Below are 21,355 nucleotides of genomic sequence, written 5' to 3' on the forward strand. Positions count from 1 at the left end.
TCGCTTGTCGGCGGAGGACCGGCCTTCGGGCCGTGCTGACAGGACTCCCACGTCAGCACGGCAACCGATCTTCACTTGATCGGATGACATGACCCATCCGGTTCGGCGGGCGTGCCGAATGGCCTGCGTGAGGATCAACCGAAGGACCGTCGAACGTGGCGCACTCGCCGCGACGAGCGGGCTGCTCGCCGGGTACACGGCCCTGGCCGTGGGCGAGCTGGTCGCCTCCCTCGTGCGGCCGCAGGCCCGGCCGGTCACCGTGGTCGGCGGAGCCGCCATCGACCGGACCCCCGCGTGGCTGAAGGACTACGCGATCCGAACCTTCGGCGAGAACGACAAGTCGGTGCTCCAGCTCGGGATCCTGGCGGTCATCGGGGCGCTGGCCGCCCTGCTGGGCCTGTTCGCCCTGCGGCACCGGCGTACGGGAGCGGCCGGTGTGGTCGCCTTCGGTGCGGTCGGCGCGGCGGCGGCCCTCACCAGGCCCGACTCGGCCGGAGTGGGCGACGTACTGCCTTCGTTGATCGGAGCCCTGGCCGGAGCGGCCGTCCTTCACGTACTCGTCGGACACCTGACCGTCGCCGCCCCGGCGACCGGGCAGGGTGAGGGCGAGCCCGCCGTGGGCCAGGGCCGCTGGAACCGGCGCGGCTTCCTGATCGGCGCCGGTGTCACGGCCGTCGCCGCCACCGGAGCCGCGGTGCTCGGCCGGACCCTGACCGGTCGCGCCGGCCAAGGGGCGCTCGCCTCCCGGGCGGCCGTCAGACTTCCCGCTCCCGCGTCCCCGGCCGCGGACATCCCGCCCCGCGCGGTGCTCCGTGTCCCCGGTATCAGCGCCTTCACCACGCCCGACAAGGACTTCTACCGGGTGGACACCGCGCTCGTGGTGCCCGAAGTGGATGCTGCCACCTGGCAGTTGCGGATCCACGGCAAGGGGGTCACCCGCCCCCGCACCTACACCTTCCAGGAGCTGCTCGGGCGACCTCTGATCGAACGCGACATCACCTTGACCTGCGTGTCCAACGAAGTGGGAGGCCCATATGTCGGCAGCGCCCGGTGGCTCGGCGTGCGCCTCGCCGACCTGCTCGAAGAGGCGGGGGTCAAGCCCCCGTCCCGGGGCGGCCGGGCGGACCAACTGGTGGCCCGGTCCGTCGACGGCATGACCTTGGGCTCACCCGTCGAGGACGTCATGGACGGCCGCGACGCGCTGCTCGCCGTGGGCATGAACGGTGAACCGCTGCCGTTCGCCCACGGGTTCCCCGTCCGGATGGTCGTGCCGGGACTGTACGGCTACGTATCCGCCTGCAAGTGGATCCAGGACATCGAGCTGACCACCTTCGACTCCTACGACCCGTACTGGGTCGAGCGCGCCTGGGCCCGCAGGGCCCCGATCAAGACCCAGGCCCGCATCGACACCCCCAAGCCGTTCGCCCGGACCGCCGCGGGCACCGTGACGGTCGCCGGGGTGGCATGGGCCCAACACCGCGGCATCCAGCGGGTCGAGGTCCGTGTGGACGACGGCCCCTGGCAGGAGGCCGAGCTCGCCGAGCAGGCCACCACCGACACGTGGCGCCAGTGGTCCTTCCTCTGGAGAGCCACACCCGGAGGTCACAACCTCACCGTGCGCGCGACCGATGGCACCGGCCAGGTGCAGACCGAGCAGCGCGCCCGGACCATCCCGGACGGAGCCGCCGGGTGGCACAGCGTCTTCGTCACCGCCACCTGATCCACCTACGCGGCCCCAAGTCCCCTCTCGCCCTTCCTGATTCCTGATTCCCGCTTTCCCGACACACCGCGATTCGCCATGGAGAAAATCATGAACGCTCTTCGTTTCCGTCGCACCGCCCTCGCCGTCGCCACCGCGGCCGTGCTGCCCTTCGCGCTGACCGCCTGCTCCGAGGACGGCAAGTCCTCGGACGCCGCCCCCGCCGCCTCGGCGAGCGCGGACGGATCCGACCCGGCAACGGCCTCGTCCACGCCCGCGACGGCCATGGACAAGCCGTTCGGCACCGCCTGCGCGGGCGTGCCCAAGGAGGGGGCGGGCTCCTTCGACGGCATGGCCAAGGACCCGGTGGCCACGGCCGCGTCGAACAACCCGGCCCTCTCGACCCTCGTCGCGGCCGTCAAGCAGGCCGGCCTGGTCGACACCCTGAACAACGCCTCGAACATCACCGTGTTCGCCCCGACCAATGACGCCTTCGCCAAGATCCCGAAGGCCGACCTGGACAAGGTCCTCGCCGACAAGGCCACGCTCACCAAGATCCTCACGTACCACGTCGTCGGTCAGAAGCTCACCCCGAAGCAGCTGGAGAACGGCTCCTTCGAAACCTTGGAGAAGGGCAGGATCGCCACGGCCGGCTCCGGAGAGACCTACAAGGTCAACGACAGCTCCACCGTGGTCTGCGGCAACGTCCCCACCGCCAACGCCACCGTCTACATCGTCGACACCGTCCTGATGCCCAAGTAGCCGTACGGGCAGGGCACCCGCAGGACCGCACGACGGCCGGGCCGGTCACCTCGCAGGTGACCGGCCCGGCCGTCGTGCGGGGCTCGACTCGGCTCCGGTCGAGGGCGATCGGCCCGATGCGGGCCAGGCGCCGGGGGCCTAGAACTCGGCGTCGACGCCCGTGACCGCCGGAGGTCCCAGCGGTGCGTCCTGCGCCCCGACCCCCAGCTCTTCGAGGGCGCCGGCCACCAGGCGGACGGCGTCGTCCTCGGCCGTGGCCCGGTCGGGGGCCTCGACTTCGAGCCGGACGGAGAAGGTCCCGCCCTCGTGGACTGTCAGGAGCTCCACGTCCTGGGTCTCGCTCAGGTCGGTGTGGTGCGGAGTCAGCCTCCTCTCCAGCTCGGAGCGTGCTGCGTCGTCGACGTCCCTCAGGAACGTGCCGGGCACGGTGATCACATAGGTGGTCACGGCTGCCTCCTGTCGGTCGGTAAAGGCCGGGACTCGTTACGGATGCCCCGAGGTGGCGCTTCGAATCCCTCGGGGCGGACAGGTCGGACCGTCCGGCACCGCCCGCCCGCCGGGCCCGTCGCACCGCAGCCGGCGGACGACCCTCTGCCGAGGTGCGGGGACGCGGCGATACTGAAGGGAGGCCGACTGCTCAGCCCTGGTCCCGCATCACCCTGGGTAGTCGTTGCGAGGAATGTCCGCCGTGCGGTCCGTTCGGTCGGTTCGAAGGGTGGCAACGATGGACGCACCAGCGCCGGGATCGGGCGAGGTGCCGGAGGACCCGTTCGCGCTGCACAACTCGGTCTCGGCGGTGGTGGACGACCACGGAGAGATCGTCGGCTGGAGCGAGCGCGCGCGGGAGCACCTCGGCTACCCGCCCGAAGAGGTGCTGGGCCGCACCGCGCTCGAATTGTTGTTCGATCCGTGCGATCGTGAGACGGTCCTGGCCGCCGCGGCCGCGTGTGCGCGCGACGGGGGCCGGTCCGGGGTCCTGGCCGTGCGGCACCGTAGCGGCCGGCGGGTGGAGCTGGGCTTCCGTGCCCGCGCCGTCATCCGCGCCGACGCGGCCCGGGAGTGGTTCCTCGTCGTCGCCCCCGCGGAGGAGGTGCTCCGATGGGAGACGGACCGGTCGGTCCTGGACGGTCTGTTCCGGCGCTCCCCGATCGGTCTGGCCGTCCACGCCCCGGACCTGAGCATCCTGCGGGTCAACCGGGCGCTGGCCCGCTTCGCACAACTTCCCACGGCGCAGATGCGAGGCCGACGCATCGGCGACTTCCTCTTCGGCCCGGACGTGGAGCCCATCGAGACCCGGCTGCGAGGCGTACTGGAGACGGGCGACCCCCTGATCTTCACCGAGCAGCCCTGTCGCACCAGGAGCGACCCCGGCCGCGAGCGGGTGGTGTCCGTGTCGGCGTTCCGGATCGAGGACCCCACCGGCGACATCCTCGGCGTCACCCAATTGGTCGAGGACGTCACCGACCGCTACCGCGCCCGGCGCCGGCTCGCCCTGCTCAACCGGACGAGCGCCCGCATCGGGACCACGCTCGACCTCGGCCGGACCACCTGGGAGCTGGCCGACGTGGCCGTCCCCGACCTCGCCGACGCCGTCTCGGTTGATCTGCTGGAGACGGTGGCCCGCGGCGAGGAGACCTCCGAGGGGACGAGTGGACCGGTCCGCCGGATGGCCGTCCACTCGGTCGTGCCGGAGGCGCTGCGGGTGATGCACCCCACCGGCGAGGTCTTCCACTTCGACCCTCGCACCCCGCAGGCCAGGTGCCTCGCCGAGCAGCAGCCCATCCTCGAACCGGTGCTGCTGAGCAGCCCCGGCTGGTACTTCCAGGATCCCGAGCGCACGCGGCGCGCCTTCGGGCTGGGCGCCCACTCGATGATCGTCGTACCGCTGACGGCCCGCGGTCTGCTCCTCGGCCTCCTCAGCCTGTGGCGGGCCGAGCGGCCCGAGCCGTTCGAGGAGGACGACCTCACGCTCGCGGAGGAGTTCGCTTCGCGCGCCGCCCTGTGCATCGACAACGCCCGCCGTTACACCCAGCAGCATCAGGCCGCGTTGACCTTGCAACGCAGCCTGCTGCCGCGGGAGTTGCCCCGACACAGCGCCGTCGATGTCGCGCACCGCTATCTGCCGGCCGATCCCGCCACGGGCGTCGGCGGCGACTGGTTCGACGTCATCCCCCTGTCGGGAGCCCGTGTCGCCCTCGTCGTCGGCGATGTCGTCGGTCACGGCCTGCACGCCGCGGCCACCATGGGCCGGCTGCGCACCGCCGTACACACGCTGGCCGGCCTCGACTACGCCCCGGACGAGGTCCTCTCCCACCTGGACGACCTGGTCAACCGCCTGGCGGACGAGCAGGAGCCCGCCGACGGACACGCACAGGGCCGGCAGATCGTCGGGGCGACGTGCCTCTACGCGGTCTACGATCCCACCTCCCGACGCTGCACCCTGGCCCGAGCGGGCCACCTGCCGCCCGCCGTGGTGACCTCCGACGGAGCGGTGAGCCTCCTCGACCTTCCCCAAGGTCCGCCGCTGGGGCTCGGGGGACTCCCGTTCGAGTCCGCCGAACTGGAACTCGCCGAGGGAAGCCTGCTGGCGCTGTACACGAACGGCCTGGTGGAGGCCCGTGGCCACGATCTCGACGAGGGACTGGAGCGGCTACGGGAGGCCCTCTCCCGGCCCGGCCGCTCGCTGGAGGAGACCTGCACGGCGGTGCAGAACGCCCTCCTGCCGGATCACCCACGGGACGACGTCGCGCTGCTCCTCGCCCGCACCCGCGTGTTGGCGCCGGAGCAGGTCGCCTCCTGGGAACTGGCCGCGGAACCGACCGCCGCCGCCCGGGCGCGGCACCTGACGCAGGCCACGCTGAGCGGGTGGGGCCTGGAGGAGGTGGCGTTCACCGCCGAACTGGTCGTCAGCGAACTGGTCACCAACGCCTACCGGTACGGGGGCGGCGGGCCGGTCACCCTGCGCATCATCCGCGACCGCGGTCTGATCTGCGAGGTCTCCGACCGGAGCAGCACCGCTCCCCATCTACGACGGGCGCGCACCACCGACGAGGGCGGGCGCGGTCTCTTCCTGGTGGCCCAGCTCACCGAGCGATGGGGTACCCGCTACACCCGGGACGGCAAGACCGTCTGGACGGAGTTCCTCCTGCCCCCGGCGGCGGAGGAGCAATCCGCCGCCGCGGACGTGACGATCACCAGGGGACCTGCCGATAGTCCTTGAGGAGGACGCCGTGGACGGGCGCCCCGGCCTGCCCTTGCACGACGGGGTGGTAGACGCGGGCGGCGCCGTCCACGACGTCCAGCGGCGGGCGCCAGCCGGTGGCGGCGTGCCGCTCCCGGGCGGGGAAGGGCTTCTCGTCGGTGACCCAGCCGGTGTCCACGCTGCAGGTGTGGATGCCCCGGGTGGCCAGGTCGGCCGCGCTGGTGCGGGTGAGCATGTTCAGGGCCGCTTTGGCCATGTTGGTGTGCGGGTGGTCGCCGCTCTTGTTGCGCACGGTGAACTGGCCTTCCACCGCTGAGACGTTGACGAGATATCGGTGGGGGTGCGGGGAGGCTTCGAGAAGAGGCAGCAGACGGTCGGCGAGCAGGAACGGCGCGATGGCATTGACCAACTGCACCTCCAGCAGCTCGGTCGGGTCGACCTGTCCCAGGCGTAGCGTCCATGAGTTGGTCGCCGCGGTCTCGGGCAGCAGACCCGCCTCGTCGACGGCCCCCTGCGGCACCGGGACGGCCACCGCCGTGTCGGCCGTGTGCCCGACACCGTCGAGGGCGTCGGGAGATCCCGATCGTGGGGCGAGTTCCGCCGTCCACGGCAGCGGTGTGGTGCGTGGACCGGGTACGGAGAATCCTGGCGCGGTCCATATCCGCGGCGCGGTGAGCGAGACGGGGGTGGGCGTAGGCGTGGGTTCGGCGGCGGCCAGCGCGGAGTAGGCCTGGGGAGAGCGGCGTAGGGTCTGGGCCGCGTTGTTGATCAGGACGTCCAGCGGTAGCCCCTCGGAGAGCATCTGGTCCGTGAAGGCGAGAACCTGCCGGGGATCGCGCAGGTCCAGGGCGGCGATCCGCAGCCGGTGCCACCACGTTGCGGCGTCCGGGGCCGCCGCGAACCGGCGCACCGTGTCCTGCGGGAAGCGACTGGTCACGGTGAGCTCGGCGCCGTCCCGAAGGAGCATCAGCCCGACCTGGTGGCCGATCTTGACGCGCCCGCCGGTCAGCAGGGCACGACGACCGGTGAGGTCGGTGCGAGCCGTGCGGTGCGCGAGATTCTCCTCGGCGCACGCGGGACACAGCACGTGGTAGAAGGCGTGGACCTGCCGGTAGTGGTTCTTGCAGACATAGCAGCGTTGGGGGCGGTTCAGCTGCCGTGATCGCCCGTCATCGTCCGGCGTACGGTCCTGCAGCAGGCGCGTGGTGGACGGTCCGGGGCGCAGCTGAACGTAGCCGCCGACCGTCAGGGCCGGCTCCTGCTCGGTCCGGGTGGGCAGCGCGGCGTCCATGACCCGGTCGGTGGCGCCCATCGCGGTGGCGGCGAGCAGCTTCGCGTCGGCCGCGCGCCGTGCCGCGCGTGCCTCGGCACGGCGTCGAAGCCGGCCGTCGCGGACGAGTTCACCGGCCGCCTGTTCCAGCAGGCTGCGCCGAGCATCGTCCACGGGTAGCTGCCGTGCCTGGCGGATCAGGTCCAGGCAGTTCTGAATGCGCTCGCTGTCCATGGGGTGCCTCATGAGGAGGTGTGATGGGGTCGTGCGCGACCCTCTCGTCCTCCGGGCGGCGTTCGGTGCGCGTGGCGGACCGGGCCACGTGGAACGAAGGGTCGCCGCGCGCAGGTGGGCACGAGGAAGAGGCGCTCACGGCGGACGCGCAGCACGGGTGCTGCGTCCGAGGTGATGATCAGAGTAGGTCGTCGGCCAGAAGATCGGACGTCATTTTCGGCCCCGCCCCGCTCCCACCCCGGCGAGCAGTTCCCCGACCGGCACCTGTCGTCATGGTGTGTCACCGCGCGGCGGCAGCCGCTCGGTGATCCGGTCGAACAGGTCCGTCAGGGGCTCGCTGATGTCCTGCCCGAAGTCGGTCAACCCGTAGGTGACCTGAGGCGGCGTCGTCGGCTCCACCTCCCGCCGGACCAGGCCGTCCTGGACCAACGCGCGCAGGGTCTGGGCGAGCATCTTCTCGCTGATGCCCTGGATGCTGTCGCGCAGTTCGTAGAACCGAAGGTCATCGCTCCGCAAGGAGATCAGAACCCAGACACCCCACCTGCTGGTCACGTGGTCGACCACGTCACGCGCGGGGCAGTCGGTGTGAAACACCTCACGGCCCCGGCTCGTCCCGACCCGTTTCAACTGCGCGCCTTCCCCCATGTCAGGAGCTTACCTCTGGGTATGTCCTTACGGAAAGTAAGCCCGGCTCCTAGCGTCGGTGGCCGCAGTGCACAACGAATCAGGAGCTGGACATGATCGTGGTAACCGGGGCGACCGGGAATGTGGGCCGACCGTTGACGCAGGCCCTGGCAGCGGCGGGCGAGCAGGTGACGGCGGTGTCGCGGCACCGGGGACAGGTGCCGGACGGGGTCCGACACCTGTCGGCGGACCTGGCCGAACCGGCACTCCTCGCACCCGCGTTGGCCGGGGCGAAGGCGCTCTTCCTCCTGCTCTCCGGCAACTTGCACGCCCCCGATGCCAGGCCGACCGACATCATCGACCTGGCCGCGGCCAGTGGGGTCCGCCGGGTCGTCCTGCTGTCCTCGCAGGGCGTGGCGACCAGGCCGTTCGGCCCGTCGCGCGTCGCGATGCGCGGCGTGGAGGACGCGTTGCGGAACTCCGGCCCGGACTGGGCCGTCCTGCGCCCGGGAGGGTTCGCCTCCAACGCCTTGGCCTGGGCGGAGTCCGTCCGCGCCCGAGGGACGGTCGCCGCGCCCTTCGGCGATGTGGGGGTTCCGGTCGTCGATCCGGCGGACATCGCCGCGGTCGCGGCGGCCTGCCTGCTGGAGGACCGGCACGCCGGAGGGGTGTACGAGCTGACCGGGCCGCAGGTGATCACACCGCGCCGGCAGGCGCAGGCGATCGCGGCCGCGCTCGGCTCACCCGTACGGTTCCACGAACTCACCCGCGACGAGGCCAAGGCCGGCATGGCCCGGTTCGTGCCGATCGAACTCGCCGACGACACCCTGGACATCATCTCCGCCCCGAACCCGGCCGAACTGCGGATCAGCCCGGACGTGGAACGAGTCCTCGGCCGCGCCCCGGCCTCGTTCGACGACTGGGTCGCCCGCCATGTCGCCGCTTTCCGCTGAGGCATGACCCCGTTGAAGCGCCCGGGCGGTGTCACCGACCGCTCGGGCGCCCCGACATACTTCACCTCGGAGCTGGATCGGAGCCGCACCTCCGCCCTCGACACCCTTGGCGATTGCCACGGTTGCAGCCCCACCGCCCTGTGAACAGTGAGGACACACACGTGATACACCGCCGGTACGGCCTGGCGATCGCCGCCGCGACAGCAGCCGCTCTGATGGCTGGCTGCCAGAGCGGCGGCGCGGCCCCGCTGAGTTTGAGCGGGCTGACCAAGACCGTCGACGGCATGGATCCCAAGGGGACCGACAAGTGCCCGCTGGCCTACGACATCGGCGCGGCGGCGAAGACCGCGGGCGTGACCGCCACCGGTGGGCCGGGGTCCGTGAAGGAGGCCGACGGCCCCGCCGCCACGGGTGAGGGCGGCAAGCGGGCCGAGGCGGGGGAGGCGCTGGCCGAGAATCCCGGCGCGCTGGTGAGCTGCACGTTCCACCTCGGCACGGAGGACGTGGAGGTGCACACCATCGCGACACGGCGGCCTCAGGCCAGTGCCCCGCTCGCGCCGGTGGCCCAGAACCTCGCCGGGATGTCCACCGACGACCTGATCGCGTACATGAAGAAGTCGGGCGAGGCGAAGGCCGGCGAGCCGGTCATGACCGGGAGCGGCAACGTCGCCACCGTCCGGTTGAAGCTCGACGGGGAGGGGGACGCCGCCCTGCTGATCGGCGTCGGTGCGAGCGGGCGCAGTTCGCTGGAGCCGACCCGGGTCGGGGCCTTGGCACAAGCCCTCGCGGACCAGGTGCAGTAGGCACGAGCAGAGAGGTTCTCGGGTCCTTCGACGACGACCGGAGCACGACCGCGGTGTCAGTCCGCTGAAGTATCCTTCCGGCCACCGCACACCGACTCGGAGGACCAAGAGAATTGTCTGGCCTGTCTGCTTTCCCGCTGCCCTTTCAAACAGCCCGGTCCATATCGTTCGCGACCCCCCGAACGTTGCGGGAAGTCCAGATGATGCAGTGCAGCGCACACATTCGGGCGAAGCCCGGGTGGTTCGACAAGATGAACGACCCCGCCATCGTCGCCAGGTGGACGCAGGAAGCGGTCGCCCAGGGCCTCACCGAGGCGCAGGTGCGTTACGTACTCGCCGAGCTCGTGCACTACGCCGCGCTGCGGGACGCACGGACGGGCATCGAGGTGTCCGCCGCCGACGGGGTGTGGCACTCGGACACGCTGATCGACGACAAGCTCAGGGACCGGTTGCGTGAGGCGGTCCGGGTTCTGGAAGAAGTCCCCGAAGCGGAACTGGACTGGCATCCCGGCTCCGACGGGCAGGTGCTGGACCTGGTGCATCCCTCACTGTTCTGCCTGGTGAGAGAGGCGAGCGGCGCGCCCGAGCGGGCCTGGCGGAACCCGACGGACCGCTACTCGAAGTACGAGTTCTCGGAGCAGTTCCAGTGGCTGCCCACCGACGTGGACGTCAGCGACGACGGAGACGTCACCTTCCGTTCGTACGTGAACAACATCCACCCCGAGCACCATCGTGAACTGGCAGCCGTCCTGCCGGACTTGTTCGGGCGCATGCGCCCGCTGCTGGAGAACGTGCTCACCGATCTGCGCCACCCCCGGCCCCTGCGGATCGCGGCCGATCCCTATGGGTGGTACGACTCGGAACCGGAGTACCCGAACAAGTCCGCCTTCAGTGATGACGCGGCCTACACGGCGGCTCGGACCGCCTGGGAAGAGGCCCACGACCAGTGGTGGGAGAACCGGGTCCCGGTCATCCCGGACGCCCCGGAGTTCACCGCGCCCGAGTCGCCCGACGCATCCGCCCGCGTCGACCTGCGCGGCCGGGGTCTCCAGGTCATCGTCAAGCTCGCCACCATTCACCTCACCCCGGACAAGCCCGAGTACTCCGGCGGTTCCTGGCACGTCGAGGGGATGATGAACGAGCGGATCGTCTCGACCGGCATCTACTACTGGGACAGCGAGAACATCACCGAGAGCCGGCTGAGCTTCCGGGCGGCCCTCGACGACCCGCATTACGAACAGAACGACGACAACGGTCTGCGTGAGGTCTACGGCCTGGAGGACGAGGACGCGCTGAACCAGGAACTGGGATCGGCGTCGACCCCCGCGGGCCGCTGCCTGGCCTTCCCGAACGTCCTGCAACACCGCGTCGGCTCCTTCCGCCTCGCCGACGCCACCCGCCCGGGATATCGCAAGATCCTCGCGTTCTTCCTGGTCGACCCGTCGGAGAAGATCGTCTCGACCTCCGACGTGCCCCCGCAACAGCCGTGGTCCGAGACCTCGACCATGACGCTCGAACAGGCGAAGAACTACCGCGAACAGCTCATGCGGGAACGCAAGTTCTTCGTGAACGAACACAACGAGCAGCTCTACGAACGAGAATTCTCCCTCTGCGAGCACTGAGACCACGCGACCCCACCCAGCCGCCGGGGCCCACCCCCAAGGGGCCCCGGCCGGGGATCCTCCGGATCCGCGCCCCTGTGGCGGTCAGCGTGCGGCCAGGGCCTTGAGGGCGATGTTGAGTTCGAGGACGTTGACGCGGGGTTCGCCCAGGAAGCCCAGGGTGCGGCCCTGCGTGTGCTGCTTCACGAGCTTCTCGACCTGCTCGACGTCGAGGGCGTTGCGCTCGGCGACCCGATGGACCTGGATCTTCGCGTACTCCGGGGAGATGCTCGGGTCGAGGCCGGAGCCGGACGAGGTGACGGCGTCGGCCGGGACGGCCCGCGGGTCGACCTGGTAGGAGGGCGTGGAATTGTCCGTGACGACCGCGGCCTTGGCGTCCTCGACCAGCTTGACGAGGTCCGGGTTGTCGGCGGCCTTGTTGGTGGCGCCCGAGAGGATCAGCGCGTACCGGGTGTTGATGCTGTTGGAACCCAGACCGTGGGAGGGCCGCGGCTGGAACCACCGCAGGTCCGGCCGAGCGGCCTCCTCGGGATCGTCGGGGTTCCGCGCCGGCAGGTTGTAGGTCTGCCCGATGAGGGACGATCCGACGACCTGGCCGCGCTCGTCCTTGATCTCGGACCCGGTCGCGTTGCCGCTGAAGGCGACCTGGGCGATACCGGTCACGGCGAGCGGGTAGAGGACGCCGCACAGCACCGTGAGGGCGAGGAGTGCCCGCAGGCCGGCGCCGATCAGGCGTGCGGTGTTGCCGACGGCTCATCGCCAACGAGCCCGACAACCGCGACCAGGCCGAGTACCAGGACAAGGTCCGGCAGATCCGCGCCGACAACGACATCCCGGCCGGCGACGACCTCATGTTCGTCGAGGTCACCGTCCTGGACCCGTCCGAGTTCGAATCCGGGCTGCGCGTGCGCGGCGAAGTGCTGCACAACCGCTACCGGGTGCTCACCCTGGAGAGCTCCACCGTCCCCAACGCCCTCGCCGCGCTCCTGCTCCACATCCGGGACGAGACGGGCCGCCGGCCCCACATCTACTTCGAGTGGACCGAGGGCAACCCGATGGCCAACTTCCTGCGCTTCTTCCTCTTCGGCCAAGGTGAGGTCGCCCCCGTCACCCGCGAGGTCATCCGCGAGGCCGAACCGGACCGCGGCCGCCGCCCCCACGTCCACGCCGGCTGACGACCGGCGGCAGGAGCGGAGGAACGGTCCCGGCCCGGCTACTCCCCGATGTCCCGGCGGCGGAAGTCGGCCAGGGTCTCGCGCCGGACGAGAAGGCGGGCCGTGCCGTCGTGGACGGCGACGACGGGCGGGCGGCCGACCATGTTGTAGCCGGAGGCCATCGAGAGCTGATAGGCGCCCGCGACCGGCACGGCGAGCAGGTCGCCGGGGTGGATGTCCCCGGGCAGTTCCACGTCGGCGGCCAGGATGTCGCCCGCTTCGCAGTGCCGCCCGACGACCGTGGTCGTACGCGGTTCGGCGGTGCTTCGGCGGCCGACCAGGCGGGGCGCGTACCGGACCCCGTACAGGGCCGGCCGGGGGTTGTCGCTCATGCCCCCGTCCACGGCGACGAACACGCGCTCGCCGGTGCGCTTCACGGCGAGCACCCGGTACAGGGCCACGCCCGCCGGCCCGGTGACGGCCCGGCCGGGCTCGATCGCGAGGCGGGGGACGGGAAGCTTCGCCGCGGCGCAGCTCGCGGCCAGTTCGGCACGCAGCCGGCGCGCCAGTGCGGTGAGGTCGAGAGCGGGTTCGCCGGGGCGGTACGCGATGCCGTGGCCGCCGCCCATGTCCAGCTCGGGGAGGACGACGCCGTGGGTGTCGCGGATGCGGGCCATCAGTCCCACCATGCGGCGCACGGCGGCGACGTACGGCTTGACGTCGGTGATCTGGGAGCCGATGTGGCAGTGCAGGCCGGTCAGTTCGAGCCGGCGCAGGCCCAGGATCCGGGCGATGGCGTGCTGGGCGGAGCCGTCGGACACGGCCAGGCCGAACTTCTGCTCCTCGGTTCCCGTACGGATCTTCTCGTGGCCACCGGCCATGATGCCCGGGACCACCCGGACCATCACCTTCTGCGCGCCGCCCGTGCCCACGCCCACGGCGGCGGCCAGCCGGGCGATCTCGGAGGGGCTGTCGATGACGATCCGGCCCACCCCCAGGCGCAACGCCGCCTCGATGTCGTGCGGGGACTTCGCGTTGCCGTGCAGGACGACGCGGTCCGCCGGGAAGCCCGCGGTGACGGCGAGTTCGAGCTCGCCGGCCGAGCAGACGTCCAGCCCGAGGCCCTCCTCGTCGATCCAGCGGACCACGGCCCGGGACAGGAAGGCCTTGGCGGCGTACAGCACATCGGCATCGGGGAACGCGTCGCGGTACGCCCGGCAGTGGGCCCGTACCTCGCCCTCGTCGAGTACGTACACGGGTGTGTCGAAGCGGTCGGCGATCTCGGCGAGGCACACCCCGCCGACGGCGAGCACGCCGTGCGGAAGGCGGCGCGCGGAGGCCGGCCAGACGGACAGGTCGTCCGCGTCGGCGGCGACCTTCGACATGGTGACCGTGGTCATGGAATTCCCCCTCATGCGGAGCCGACCGGGAGCCGGCCGGGCCGGTGGGTCGTCGGCGTCGCGGCGGGAGCCGACAGCGTCGGATCGACGGTGACCAGCTCCGCGCCGAGCGTCTCGCACAGTTCCCGCAGCAGGGTTTCGGACAGGCGGATGTACTCCTGGCCCTCGCCGAGGGTCGCGGCCAGCCGCTCCACGCGGGTGAAACCGACGGCCGTGCGCACGCCCAACGGAGTGCGGAACAGCCGGATCACCGTCCCCGAGCCGACTGAGTTTCCCGGCCGGACGGGCACGTACAGCGGCCCGGCCGGGACGGGTTCCTCGGGCTCGGGGTCGTCTTCGTACCGAAACAGACACATGGGGCTCTCCCTGGGGAAACCGCGAACGATGGGTGACGCCCCCGGCGCGGGGAGGCGACCCGGAAGGCGTCCGTTCGAAGCTATCCCCGCTCCCGCGCCGTCCGGGTGGCCCCTTGACGCGACCCTGACGGGCGGCGGCCCGTTCCGTACGCGGCGCTGACGGACGCCGGACCGGGGCATCAGGAAGCCGTACGGGTTTCCCGTTCCGGCGTCAGAGACGCATCAGCGAAGCGGACGGGAGGCCCGCCGCCACCGTTGCATGGAGGCCGAGAGCCGACGAGGAGCCATGAGGGGCGGGCAACGGTGCGAGGACGAGTTGTGGCGGGTACGTGCGGGTCGCTCGGAAGTCTGACGGCCCTGCACCGGGCCGCGGCCGAGGCCCGGGCGCGCGACGCGGAACTGTGGGTCGTCCTGGCCTGGCAACCGCCGCTCGGCGGCCCCGGTTCCAGGGGATCGGCCGGCGGTACGCCCCTGCTCACGGGCTGCCGGGAAGCCGCCGTGGAGCAGCTGCGGGAAACCCTGGACACCGCCTTCGGCGACGGCCCGCCCGGGGTGACACTGGCCGGGCTGACGGTACGGGGCACGCCGGGCGCGGCCCTGGTGGACACCGTCCGCGACCCCGGCGACCTGCTCGTCGTCGGTACGGGTGCACGCACACCGCTGCTCCGGGCCCTGCGCCCGTCGGTGGCGCGCTACTGCCTGGCCCACGCCCCGTGCCCCGTCCTCGCGGTACCGCCCAGCCCGCTCCAGGGCGACCTGGACGCCGTACACCGCCGCAACGTGTGGCGCCGGCCGCTGTACGCCGGAGACCTGGCCGGATGACGACCGCGGGAAGCCGGGCACGGTGCGCATACGGACGGCGCCGAGAAGGTCGTCACCATCGAGCTGGAGCCGTCGCCGGGCCCGCTGCGGACAGGGGTGGGTGGGGTCGTACGTGGGCGATCACGAGGGCGACGTCGTCGGCCGCGTCGGGGTGCCGGAGGGCCGACAGAAGCCGGTCGCAGGTCGCCTCCAGGGGGAGGCCGGGGCCGGTGAGGAGACCGAGGAGCAGATCCAGTCGCTCGTCCAAGGCATCGTCGCGGGTTTCGACGAGGCCGTCGGTGTACAGCACCAGCCTGTCGCCGGGGACCAGGTCGAGCACCGTAGTCTCGAAGTCGGCACCGCCGAGGCCACCCGTGCCGAGCGGCACACCGGCGGGAAGGGCCAGCAGTTCGGGGCTCTGGCCCGACCGGATGAGGACGGGCGGTGGGTGGCCGGCCAGGGCGACACGGCAGCGGGAGCGGTGCGGGTCCCACGTGGCGTAGACGCAGGTCGCGATGGTCTGGTCCAGCTCGGCGGTGATGTGGTCGAGGTGGCGCAGGACCCGCGCCGGGTCGAGACCGAGGTCCGCCAGGGTACGGGTGGCCGTCCGCAGTTGGCCCATGGTGGCGGCGGCGTGGACACCGTGCCCCATGACGTCGCCGACCACCAGAGCGGTCTTGTCCTTGGGCTGGGGGATCGCGTCGAACCAGTCGCCGCCGATCCCGCTGGCCGCCGCGGCGGGCTGGTAGCGGTAGGCGATCCGAAGGCCGGCGGACCGGGGCGGGGGTTGCGGGAGCAGATGGCGCTGAAGGGTCAGGGCGGTGTCGGTGGCGTGCTGGTACCAGCGGGCGTTGTCGATGGCGATGGCGGCACGGGTGGCCAGCTCACCGGCCAGGGTGACGTCGTCGTGGTCGAAGGGGCGCGGATCGCGGGTGCGCAGCAGGCCGAGGGCGCCGAGGACCTGGCCGCGGGCGGTCAGCGGCACGGCCAGGTAGGAGTGGGCGCCTTCCCGGGCGAGGAGGGTCGCGGCGGTTTCGTCCCGCGCGATGTGCGCCAGGTCCGCGCGCCCGATGTGCGAGACCAGGACGGGACGCCCGGTGCTCACACAGCGGGTGACCAGGCGTTCGGCCGCATACGTGGTGCGTTCGCCCACCGGGTCGGCGGCGCGTACGGAGGCCGTCTCGTAGGCCGCCGACACCGCCAGGGCCATGAACAGCGCACGCCCCGTCCGGGGGCCGGGCGCGGTGGCCACGCCGCCCTCCAGGACCGAGTCGAGGACGTCGACCGAGGCCAGATCGGCCAGGCCGGCGTGGTCGGCCACGACGAGGTCGGCGAGTTCGCGGGCCGTGCGCTTCAGGTCCAGGGTGGTTCCGACGGTCACCGACGCCCGGGCGATCAGGTCCAGACGCCGTCGGGCCTCGGCGGCCTCCCCGGCCGCCCGGTAGCTGTCGGTGACGTCCACCACCACCAGGGCGACCCCGATCACCCGCCCGCGCGGGTCCTCCAGCCGGTAGTAGGAGCCCGACCAGGCGCGCTCCCGGCCGGGATCGGAGGGTGTCCGCCCGATGCCGTACTGGTCCAGCAGCGGTACACCGCTCTCCAGGACCTGGCGCATGGACGCCTCGATCACCTTCGTGTCCAGGAACGGCAGCGCCTCCCCGGGTGTACGGCCCAGATGCTCCTGTGCCGGTATCCCGTTGATCCGCTCCAGCATCGGGTTGACCAGTACGTACCGCAGGTCGGTGTCCAGCACCGCCAGCCCGAGCGGGGACTGGGCCACCAAGGGCACCGACAGGGCCAGGTCGCGCTCCACACCCCGCACCACGGCCTCGTCGCAAGCGATCCCCAGGGCGTACACGCCGCCGTGCTCGTCCTGCAGCCGCATGTTGCGGAACTCCACCATGCGCGAGGAGCCGTCCTTGTGCCGCACGGGGAAGACGCCCGCCCAGGCGCCGCCGCCGGCCATGACCTTGGCGAACAGATCGAGTACCAGGTCGACGTACTCGTCGGTGACCAGCAGCTCGGCCGCGTAGCTGCCCAGCGCCTCCTCGGCCGACCAGCCGAACAGGTCCTGCGCCTGGGGGCTCCACAAGGTGATCCGTCCCTTGGCGTCCAGCACCACCGCGGCCACGCTCAGCACGTCCAGCAGACCGCCGGGCTCGGAGGGAGCCACTCTCTCCGGACCGGGCTCGACCCGGGACGCCTTGGATGTGACCACGACCGGCCTCCTTCACCGACTGCCGCAGGCCCTGGACATGCCGGTCCAGCGCCTCATTCGTCCCTCGGTGCGCTCATCTCATCCTCCTCCAGCCGAGCGGGCGTGCATATCATCCAGAATTGCATCCCTCGCGCATTTGGTCGATGAAACAAGGATTTGCCAGCTTATCTGCCAGATATACCCGCGTCTGCGGAACGCCGGTCCCTCCGAGGCCATGGGAGCGCGAAACGGCTGACGACGGCGACGGGTGGATCGGACCGGATCCGAAAGACGCGCCTCGGGCGCATGAGTCCCGCCAAGGCGGAAACCCGCAGGGCATGAAGCGGAAATCGACGCCGGACCCCGGCACGGAAGACGAGAGTCCGGACATCGGGGTGCACGCCGGTGCCGGCGCCGGTCCCGACAGCCACGTGCGCGACCGCGCGCCCGACCGGCCCACCGATCTGCCGAAACGATCCTGGCGTGCCGTGCTGCGCGGCACGGCGAAGGAGTTCCAGAGCGACGAGCTGGCCGACCGCGCGGCGGCCCTGACCTACTACGGGGTGCTCGCACTCTTCCCCGCCCTCCTCGTCCTCGTGTCCCTGCTGGGCATCGCCGGCGACTCGGTGACCCAGCGGGTGCTGGACGACCTGCGAAAGCTGGCGCCCGGCTCGGTCCGGGACGTGATCGGCGACGCCCTGACGCAGCTGCAGGGCCGCAGCGGACTCGGCTCACTAGTGGCCGTCTTCGGCCTGATCGTCGCCCTGTGGTCCGCGTCCGGCTACGTCGCGGCCTTCATCCGCGCCTCGAACGCCGTCTACGACGTGCCCGAGGGCCGCTCGGTGTGGAAGATCCTTCCACTGCGCCTGGCCCTGACCGTCACGCTGATGCTCCTGGCGTGTGCGAGCGCGCTGATCGTGGTCTTCAGCGGGGGCCTGGCCCGAAGGGCCGGCGAGGCGCTCGGCGTGGGTGACGCCGGGCTCACCGCGTGGTCGATCGCCAAGTGGCCGGTCCTGGTCCTCCTCGTCACGATCATGATCGCGCTGCTGTACTGGGCCGCTCCGAACGCCAAGGGGCGCGGCTTCGCGTGGGTCACCCCCGGCAGCTTCCTGGCGTTGGCGATCTGGATGGTCACCTCGGCCGGCTTCGCCGTCTACGTCGCGAACTTCGCGTCCTACAACAAGACGTACGGCACCGTCGCGGGCGTGATCGTCTTCCTGGTGTGGCTGTGGATCACCAACCTCGCCATCCTCCTCGGTCTGGAGTTCGACGCGGAACTGACCCGCCAACGGGCGATCGCGGGAGGCCTGGACGAACACGAGGAGCCGTATGTGCGCCCCCGCGACACCAAGGCGTGGAGCGACGAGGACCGTCGCCGCATGGAGGGATCTTCCGTCCCGTGCGGCGACGGGGTACGAGACGCATCCGATCGACGTGAGAACGAGGTGGAGAGCAGTGGCCACGATCGAACAGAGGAGTCGTCCCGCCGATGATTCGGTGAGCGTGCTGGTCTCGCGGGCGTCCCAGCAGATCTCGGAGCTGGTGCACCAGGAGATGCAGCTCGCGCGGGTGGAGATGACACGGAAGTCGAAGCGGTACGGGACGGGCGGAGGTCTGTTCGGCGGAGCCGGGCTCCTCGGCGTCCTGGCGGCCCAGGCCCTGGTCGTGGCGGGAATCGCGGCGCTGGCTCTGGTGCTTCCCGTCTGGGCCTCGGCGCTGATCGCCACCGCCGTGCTGGCCGTGGGCGCCGCCGTGGTGGCGATGGCGGGCAAGCGGCAGATCGCGAAGGCCGGTACGCCGGCGCCCGAGCAGACGATGGAGAGCCTGAAGGCCGACGTCGCCGAGATCAGGGAGAAGGCACACCGATGACCGGCCGGTCCCACGACGCACGACGCACCGCCGACGAACCCTCTCCGGAGGAACTGCGGGAACGGATCGAGCACACCCGCGATCAACTCGGCCGCACCGTCGAAGCCCTGGCCGCGAAGGCCGACGTAGCGGCCCAGGCCCGGCAGAAGACGGCCGCCGTGAAGGAGCAGGCAACGGAGAAGGCCACCCTGGTGACAGGCCGGATTCGGGGCGGGGTCGAACATGTGGCGCACCTGGCGGCGGAGAAGACACCCGACCCTGTCCTCGACAAGGCGGGCCGGGCCGCACTGATCACGGTCGGCGCCGCGCTGATCGTGTTCCTGCTGGTGCGGGGCAACCGGAGGAGGCACCGATGAGGGCGTCGGCGATCGCGTACAAGCCGGTCGGGTTGGCGTTGGGCGCCCTCAGCGGCGCGCTCGCCGGACTGGTGTTCAAGGAGGTCTGGAAGCTGATCGAAGGGGCCGAGGACGCGCCCGCGGCGACCGACGAGGACCGCTCATGGCGGGAGATCCTGATCGCTGCGGCCCTGCAGGGCGCGATCTTCGCAGCCGTCAAGGCTGCCGTCGACCGCTCCGGTGCGGTGGCGACGCGGCGCGTCACGGGCACATGGCCCGGCTGACCCGGGCGGTCTCGGCCCTGACCCGGGCGGTGTAGGCAGTGGAGCCGAGGCCGCCGCGGTGACGCCGCTGCCAGGCCGACCGGCCTGGCAGCGATCCTCTGAGGACGTGGCGGGCGGTCAGTGCTCGCGCCCCGGACGGCGCCGTTCGGGTGCGGGCCCGTCGCCGGCCCCCGGCCGGTCCAAGCGGCTCGCCTCGTCCGTGTCCGCTGCCCGTACGGTGCGCTCGTCCTCCGCGGACGCCTTGGGGCCGGGTGCGGTGGGGGATGCCCCGCGACGTCGCCGCTCGTCGCGGTCGTGCTCGTGGTCGTGCTCGTGGTCATGGTGGTGGAGCGGGGCGCCGCCGGCGCCGCCTTGGTCTTCCATGGCGCGAACCTCCTGTGCCGTGCGTGGGATCCCCCGAGCGGCGGCTGCCCGAACTCCGCCACCGGAAACCCGACCACCCGCAAACGCCTGACACCCGGGCGTCGTGCCTCATTCCGGGCATCGGATGCTGTCGAGGAACCCGTCGATGTCCCAGGACTCGGATCCCCGGGCCACCAACCCGTAGGACTGCTCCAGGAAGCAGCTCACCTGCGCGCAGTCCACGATCAGCACCGCCGACTCGTAGCCGGCCGGTGTGTCTCCCCACAGCTGCATGACCAGGGTGTGCTGTCCGCCCGTCCACCGGGGGCGGAGGCTGATGTCGCCTTCTCCCACGGGCCGGCGCACCCCCTCGGCCAGCATGTCCCGCTCGAAGTGCCACGGGGTGGGACTTTCGTCGTCCAGCATGAAGTCGAACCGGACCGCGTAGGGGTCGGACGTGTCGTAGACGGCCCGCGTCGGTACCGGCAGGAGGCTGTCGGCCACGGCGAGGTGCGTCGAGATCGTGTCGGAGAGCGAGGACAGCAAGGGGACCTCCACAAGACAACAGGTGATCTCCTCGCGTACCCGCCGAACCCACCCGGCATTCCGCCCCCGCCGTGTGAATCGCCCGACGCGGTTGACGGTCGGGGGCCGGGACACACGTGCGGTGTGCTGAACATACTTCTCCTCGTCCTGCTCGGGGTGCTCGCGGTGGTGGCCGTCCACGACCTCGTGCAGCGCCGACACTCCCTCCTGCGGAACTACCCGCTGCTGGGGCGCCTGCGGTTCGCCCTGGAGGCCCTCCGCCCGGAGATACAGCAGTACTTCATCGAGCGGAACTTCGACGGCCGCCCCTTCGACCGGGACACCCGCAGCATCGTCTACGAACGTGCCAAGGGCACCGACGACGACGAGCCCTTCGGTACCGAACGCGATCTCGACCTGGCCGGCAGCGAATACCTCACCCCGTCCATGGCTCCGCGACCGGTGCGCGTCGATCCGCCCCGGGTCCGGATCGGCGGCCCCGGCTGCACCAAGCCCTACGACATGGCCCTGCTCAACGTCTCGGCGATGAGCTTCGGCTCGCTGTCCGCGAACGCCGTCCGTGCCCTCAACACCGGTGCCCGGCTGGGCGGCTTCGCCCAGGACCGGCGGCGGGCCCGTGCCGTCGACGTCGGCGACAAGTCGCGGCGCGTCGAGCGCTACCAGAAGGCCACCGTCCTGAGCGCCCTTCGGATCATGGCGGCGATGGGCGTCGACGGCCCGTCCGAGCTGCGTCCCCACCAACTGCTCCAACGGGTCGACCCGTACACCGTGCGCTCGTACGCCGAACTGCACGAATGGCTCACCCCCGGACAACTGCTCGCATCAGTGCCCGACACCTGGGCATCCGACTGGCGGGCGGCCGACCCCGACCGCTTCACCCACTGAGACCGAGGGAAGGACAC

Annotated in this window: 21 protein-coding genes and 1 pseudogene; 13 read left to right on the forward strand and 9 right to left on the reverse strand. The window is 71.5% G+C overall.

All coding sequences use genetic code 11. The features are described from left to right. Window positions 1-118 precede the first annotated feature (118 nt). Together BCL76_RS33245 and BCL76_RS33250 are read left to right on the forward strand one after the other, a co-directional pair. Window positions 119-1,720 carry a molybdopterin-dependent oxidoreductase gene (locus tag BCL76_RS33245; protein WP_109783072.1) on the forward strand — a complete coding sequence of 534 codons (1,602 nt, stop codon included), beginning with the start codon at window positions 119-121 and terminating at the stop codon, window positions 1,718-1,720. A 90-nt stretch (window positions 1,721-1,810) separates the two neighbouring features. Continuing rightward, window positions 1,811-2,461: a fasciclin domain-containing protein gene (locus BCL76_RS33250; protein ID WP_109783073.1), complete on the forward strand. Its 651-nt coding sequence runs from the start codon at window positions 1,811-1,813 to the stop codon at window positions 2,459-2,461. A gap of 138 nt (window positions 2,462-2,599) precedes the next feature. On the opposite strand, the gene BCL76_RS33255 is transcribed toward BCL76_RS33250, so the two are convergent. Then, window positions 2,600-2,908 (reverse strand): hypothetical protein, encoded by a 309-nt coding sequence (locus tag BCL76_RS33255; RefSeq protein ID WP_109783074.1) that lies wholly within the window; start codon window positions 2,906-2,908, stop codon window positions 2,600-2,602. Window positions 2,909-3,185: 277 nt separating this feature from the next. Here BCL76_RS33255 and BCL76_RS33260 point away from each other — a divergent pair, with 277 nt between their 5' ends. Beyond that, window positions 3,186-5,681: a SpoIIE family protein phosphatase gene (locus BCL76_RS33260; RefSeq protein ID WP_109783075.1), complete on the forward strand. Its 2,496-nt coding sequence runs from the start codon at window positions 3,186-3,188 to the stop codon at window positions 5,679-5,681. On the opposite strand, the gene BCL76_RS33265 is transcribed toward BCL76_RS33260, so the two are convergent. Together BCL76_RS33265 and BCL76_RS33270 are read right to left on the reverse strand one after the other, a co-directional pair. After that, entirely contained in the window at window positions 5,653-7,167 is a 1,515-nt protein-coding gene (locus BCL76_RS33265; RefSeq protein ID WP_109783076.1) for an SDR family NAD(P)-dependent oxidoreductase, read from the reverse strand. The two genes, BCL76_RS33260 and BCL76_RS33265, sit on opposite strands and share 29 nt — an antisense overlap. A gap of 270 nt (window positions 7,168-7,437) precedes the next feature. Beyond that, complete coding sequence (locus tag BCL76_RS33270; RefSeq protein WP_109783077.1) at window positions 7,438-7,812, reverse strand: winged helix-turn-helix transcriptional regulator; 375 nt, start codon at window positions 7,810-7,812, stop codon at window positions 7,438-7,440. Window positions 7,813-7,904: 92 nt separating this feature from the next. Here BCL76_RS33270 and BCL76_RS33275 point away from each other — a divergent pair, with 92 nt between their 5' ends. From BCL76_RS33275 to BCL76_RS33285, 3 genes are all read left to right on the forward strand, one after another. Continuing rightward, complete coding sequence (locus tag BCL76_RS33275) at window positions 7,905-8,744, forward strand: SDR family oxidoreductase (protein WP_109783078.1); 840 nt, start codon at window positions 7,905-7,907, stop codon at window positions 8,742-8,744. Window positions 8,745-8,905: 161 nt separating this feature from the next. Beyond that, the gene (locus BCL76_RS33280; RefSeq protein WP_109783079.1) at window positions 8,906-9,547 is read left to right on the forward strand and encodes a hypothetical protein; all 642 of its coding nucleotides are present in this window, start codon (window positions 8,906-8,908) and stop codon (window positions 9,545-9,547) included. A 113-nt stretch (window positions 9,548-9,660) separates the two neighbouring features. Beyond that, window positions 9,661-11,169, forward strand: coding sequence for a DUF4246 domain-containing protein (locus tag BCL76_RS33285; protein WP_109783080.1), 1,509 nt, complete (start codon window positions 9,661-9,663; stop codon window positions 11,167-11,169). 84 nt (window positions 11,170-11,253) lie between these two features. On the opposite strand, the gene BCL76_RS33290 is transcribed toward BCL76_RS33285, so the two are convergent. Next, entirely contained in the window at window positions 11,254-11,901 is a 648-nt protein-coding gene (locus BCL76_RS33290) for a potassium-transporting ATPase subunit C (RefSeq protein ID WP_109783081.1), read from the reverse strand. 17 nt (window positions 11,902-11,918) lie between these two features. On the opposite strand from BCL76_RS33290, the pseudogene BCL76_RS33295 reads away from it, so the two are divergent. Further along, a pseudogene (locus tag BCL76_RS33295) lies at window positions 11,919-12,344 on the forward strand (amino acid transporter); the annotation flags it as partial. 38 nt (window positions 12,345-12,382) lie between these two features. Here BCL76_RS33295 and lysA read toward each other — a convergent pair. Continuing rightward, window positions 12,383-13,723, reverse strand: coding sequence for a diaminopimelate decarboxylase (gene lysA / locus BCL76_RS33300; RefSeq protein WP_109783082.1), 1,341 nt, complete (start codon window positions 13,721-13,723; stop codon window positions 12,383-12,385). An 11-nt stretch (window positions 13,724-13,734) separates the two neighbouring features. Then, the gene (locus BCL76_RS33305; protein ID WP_109783083.1) at window positions 13,735-14,079 is read right to left on the reverse strand and encodes an SAV_915 family protein; all 345 of its coding nucleotides are present in this window, start codon (window positions 14,077-14,079) and stop codon (window positions 13,735-13,737) included. A gap of 318 nt (window positions 14,080-14,397) precedes the next feature. Between BCL76_RS33305 and BCL76_RS33310 the strand changes: the two genes are divergently transcribed. After that, complete coding sequence (locus BCL76_RS33310; RefSeq protein ID WP_258310051.1) at window positions 14,398-14,901, forward strand: universal stress protein; 504 nt, start codon at window positions 14,398-14,400, stop codon at window positions 14,899-14,901. 52 nt (window positions 14,902-14,953) lie between these two features. On the opposite strand, the gene BCL76_RS33315 is transcribed toward BCL76_RS33310, so the two are convergent. Then, entirely contained in the window at window positions 14,954-17,098 is a 2,145-nt protein-coding gene (locus BCL76_RS33315; protein WP_109783085.1) for a SpoIIE family protein phosphatase, read from the reverse strand. A 317-nt stretch (window positions 17,099-17,415) separates the two neighbouring features. On the opposite strand from BCL76_RS33315, the gene BCL76_RS33320 reads away from it, so the two are divergent. From BCL76_RS33320 to BCL76_RS33335, 4 genes are read left to right on the forward strand one after another with little or no spacing between them, the layout of a single operon-like run. Next, complete coding sequence (locus BCL76_RS33320) at window positions 17,416-18,570, forward strand: YihY/virulence factor BrkB family protein (protein ID WP_109783086.1); 1,155 nt, start codon at window positions 17,416-17,418, stop codon at window positions 18,568-18,570. A gap of 4 nt (window positions 18,571-18,574) precedes the next feature. Beyond that, complete coding sequence (locus BCL76_RS33325; protein ID WP_181382846.1) at window positions 18,575-18,946, forward strand: phage holin family protein; 372 nt, start codon at window positions 18,575-18,577, stop codon at window positions 18,944-18,946. Further along, window positions 18,943-19,302, forward strand: coding sequence for a DUF3618 domain-containing protein (locus BCL76_RS33330; protein WP_109783088.1), 360 nt, complete (start codon window positions 18,943-18,945; stop codon window positions 19,300-19,302). Before BCL76_RS33325 ends, BCL76_RS33330 begins: the two co-directional genes overlap by 4 nt. Beyond that, the gene (locus BCL76_RS33335; protein WP_109783089.1) at window positions 19,299-19,565 is read left to right on the forward strand and encodes a DUF4235 domain-containing protein; all 267 of its coding nucleotides are present in this window, start codon (window positions 19,299-19,301) and stop codon (window positions 19,563-19,565) included. The genes BCL76_RS33330 and BCL76_RS33335 overlap by 4 nt, the downstream gene beginning before the upstream one ends. A gap of 117 nt (window positions 19,566-19,682) precedes the next feature. Here the strand turns inward: BCL76_RS33335 and BCL76_RS33340 are convergent, their stop codons facing one another. Together BCL76_RS33340 and BCL76_RS33345 are read right to left on the reverse strand one after the other, a co-directional pair. Continuing rightward, window positions 19,683-19,928, reverse strand: coding sequence for a hypothetical protein (locus BCL76_RS33340; protein WP_109783090.1), 246 nt, complete (start codon window positions 19,926-19,928; stop codon window positions 19,683-19,685). A gap of 108 nt (window positions 19,929-20,036) precedes the next feature. Then, the gene (locus BCL76_RS33345; RefSeq protein ID WP_181382841.1) at window positions 20,037-20,453 is read right to left on the reverse strand and encodes an SsgA family sporulation/cell division regulator; all 417 of its coding nucleotides are present in this window, start codon (window positions 20,451-20,453) and stop codon (window positions 20,037-20,039) included. A 123-nt stretch (window positions 20,454-20,576) separates the two neighbouring features. On the opposite strand from BCL76_RS33345, the gene BCL76_RS33350 reads away from it, so the two are divergent. Then, a complete protein-coding gene (locus tag BCL76_RS33350) occupies window positions 20,577-21,338 on the forward strand; it encodes a hypothetical protein (protein ID WP_109783091.1) in 762 nt (253 codons plus the stop codon). The last annotated feature ends 17 nt before the right edge of the window (window positions 21,339-21,355 follow it).

It is taken from the genome of Streptomyces sp. CG 926, assembly GCF_003148825.1.
GTDB lineage: Bacteria > Actinomycetota > Actinomycetes > Streptomycetales > Streptomycetaceae > Streptomyces.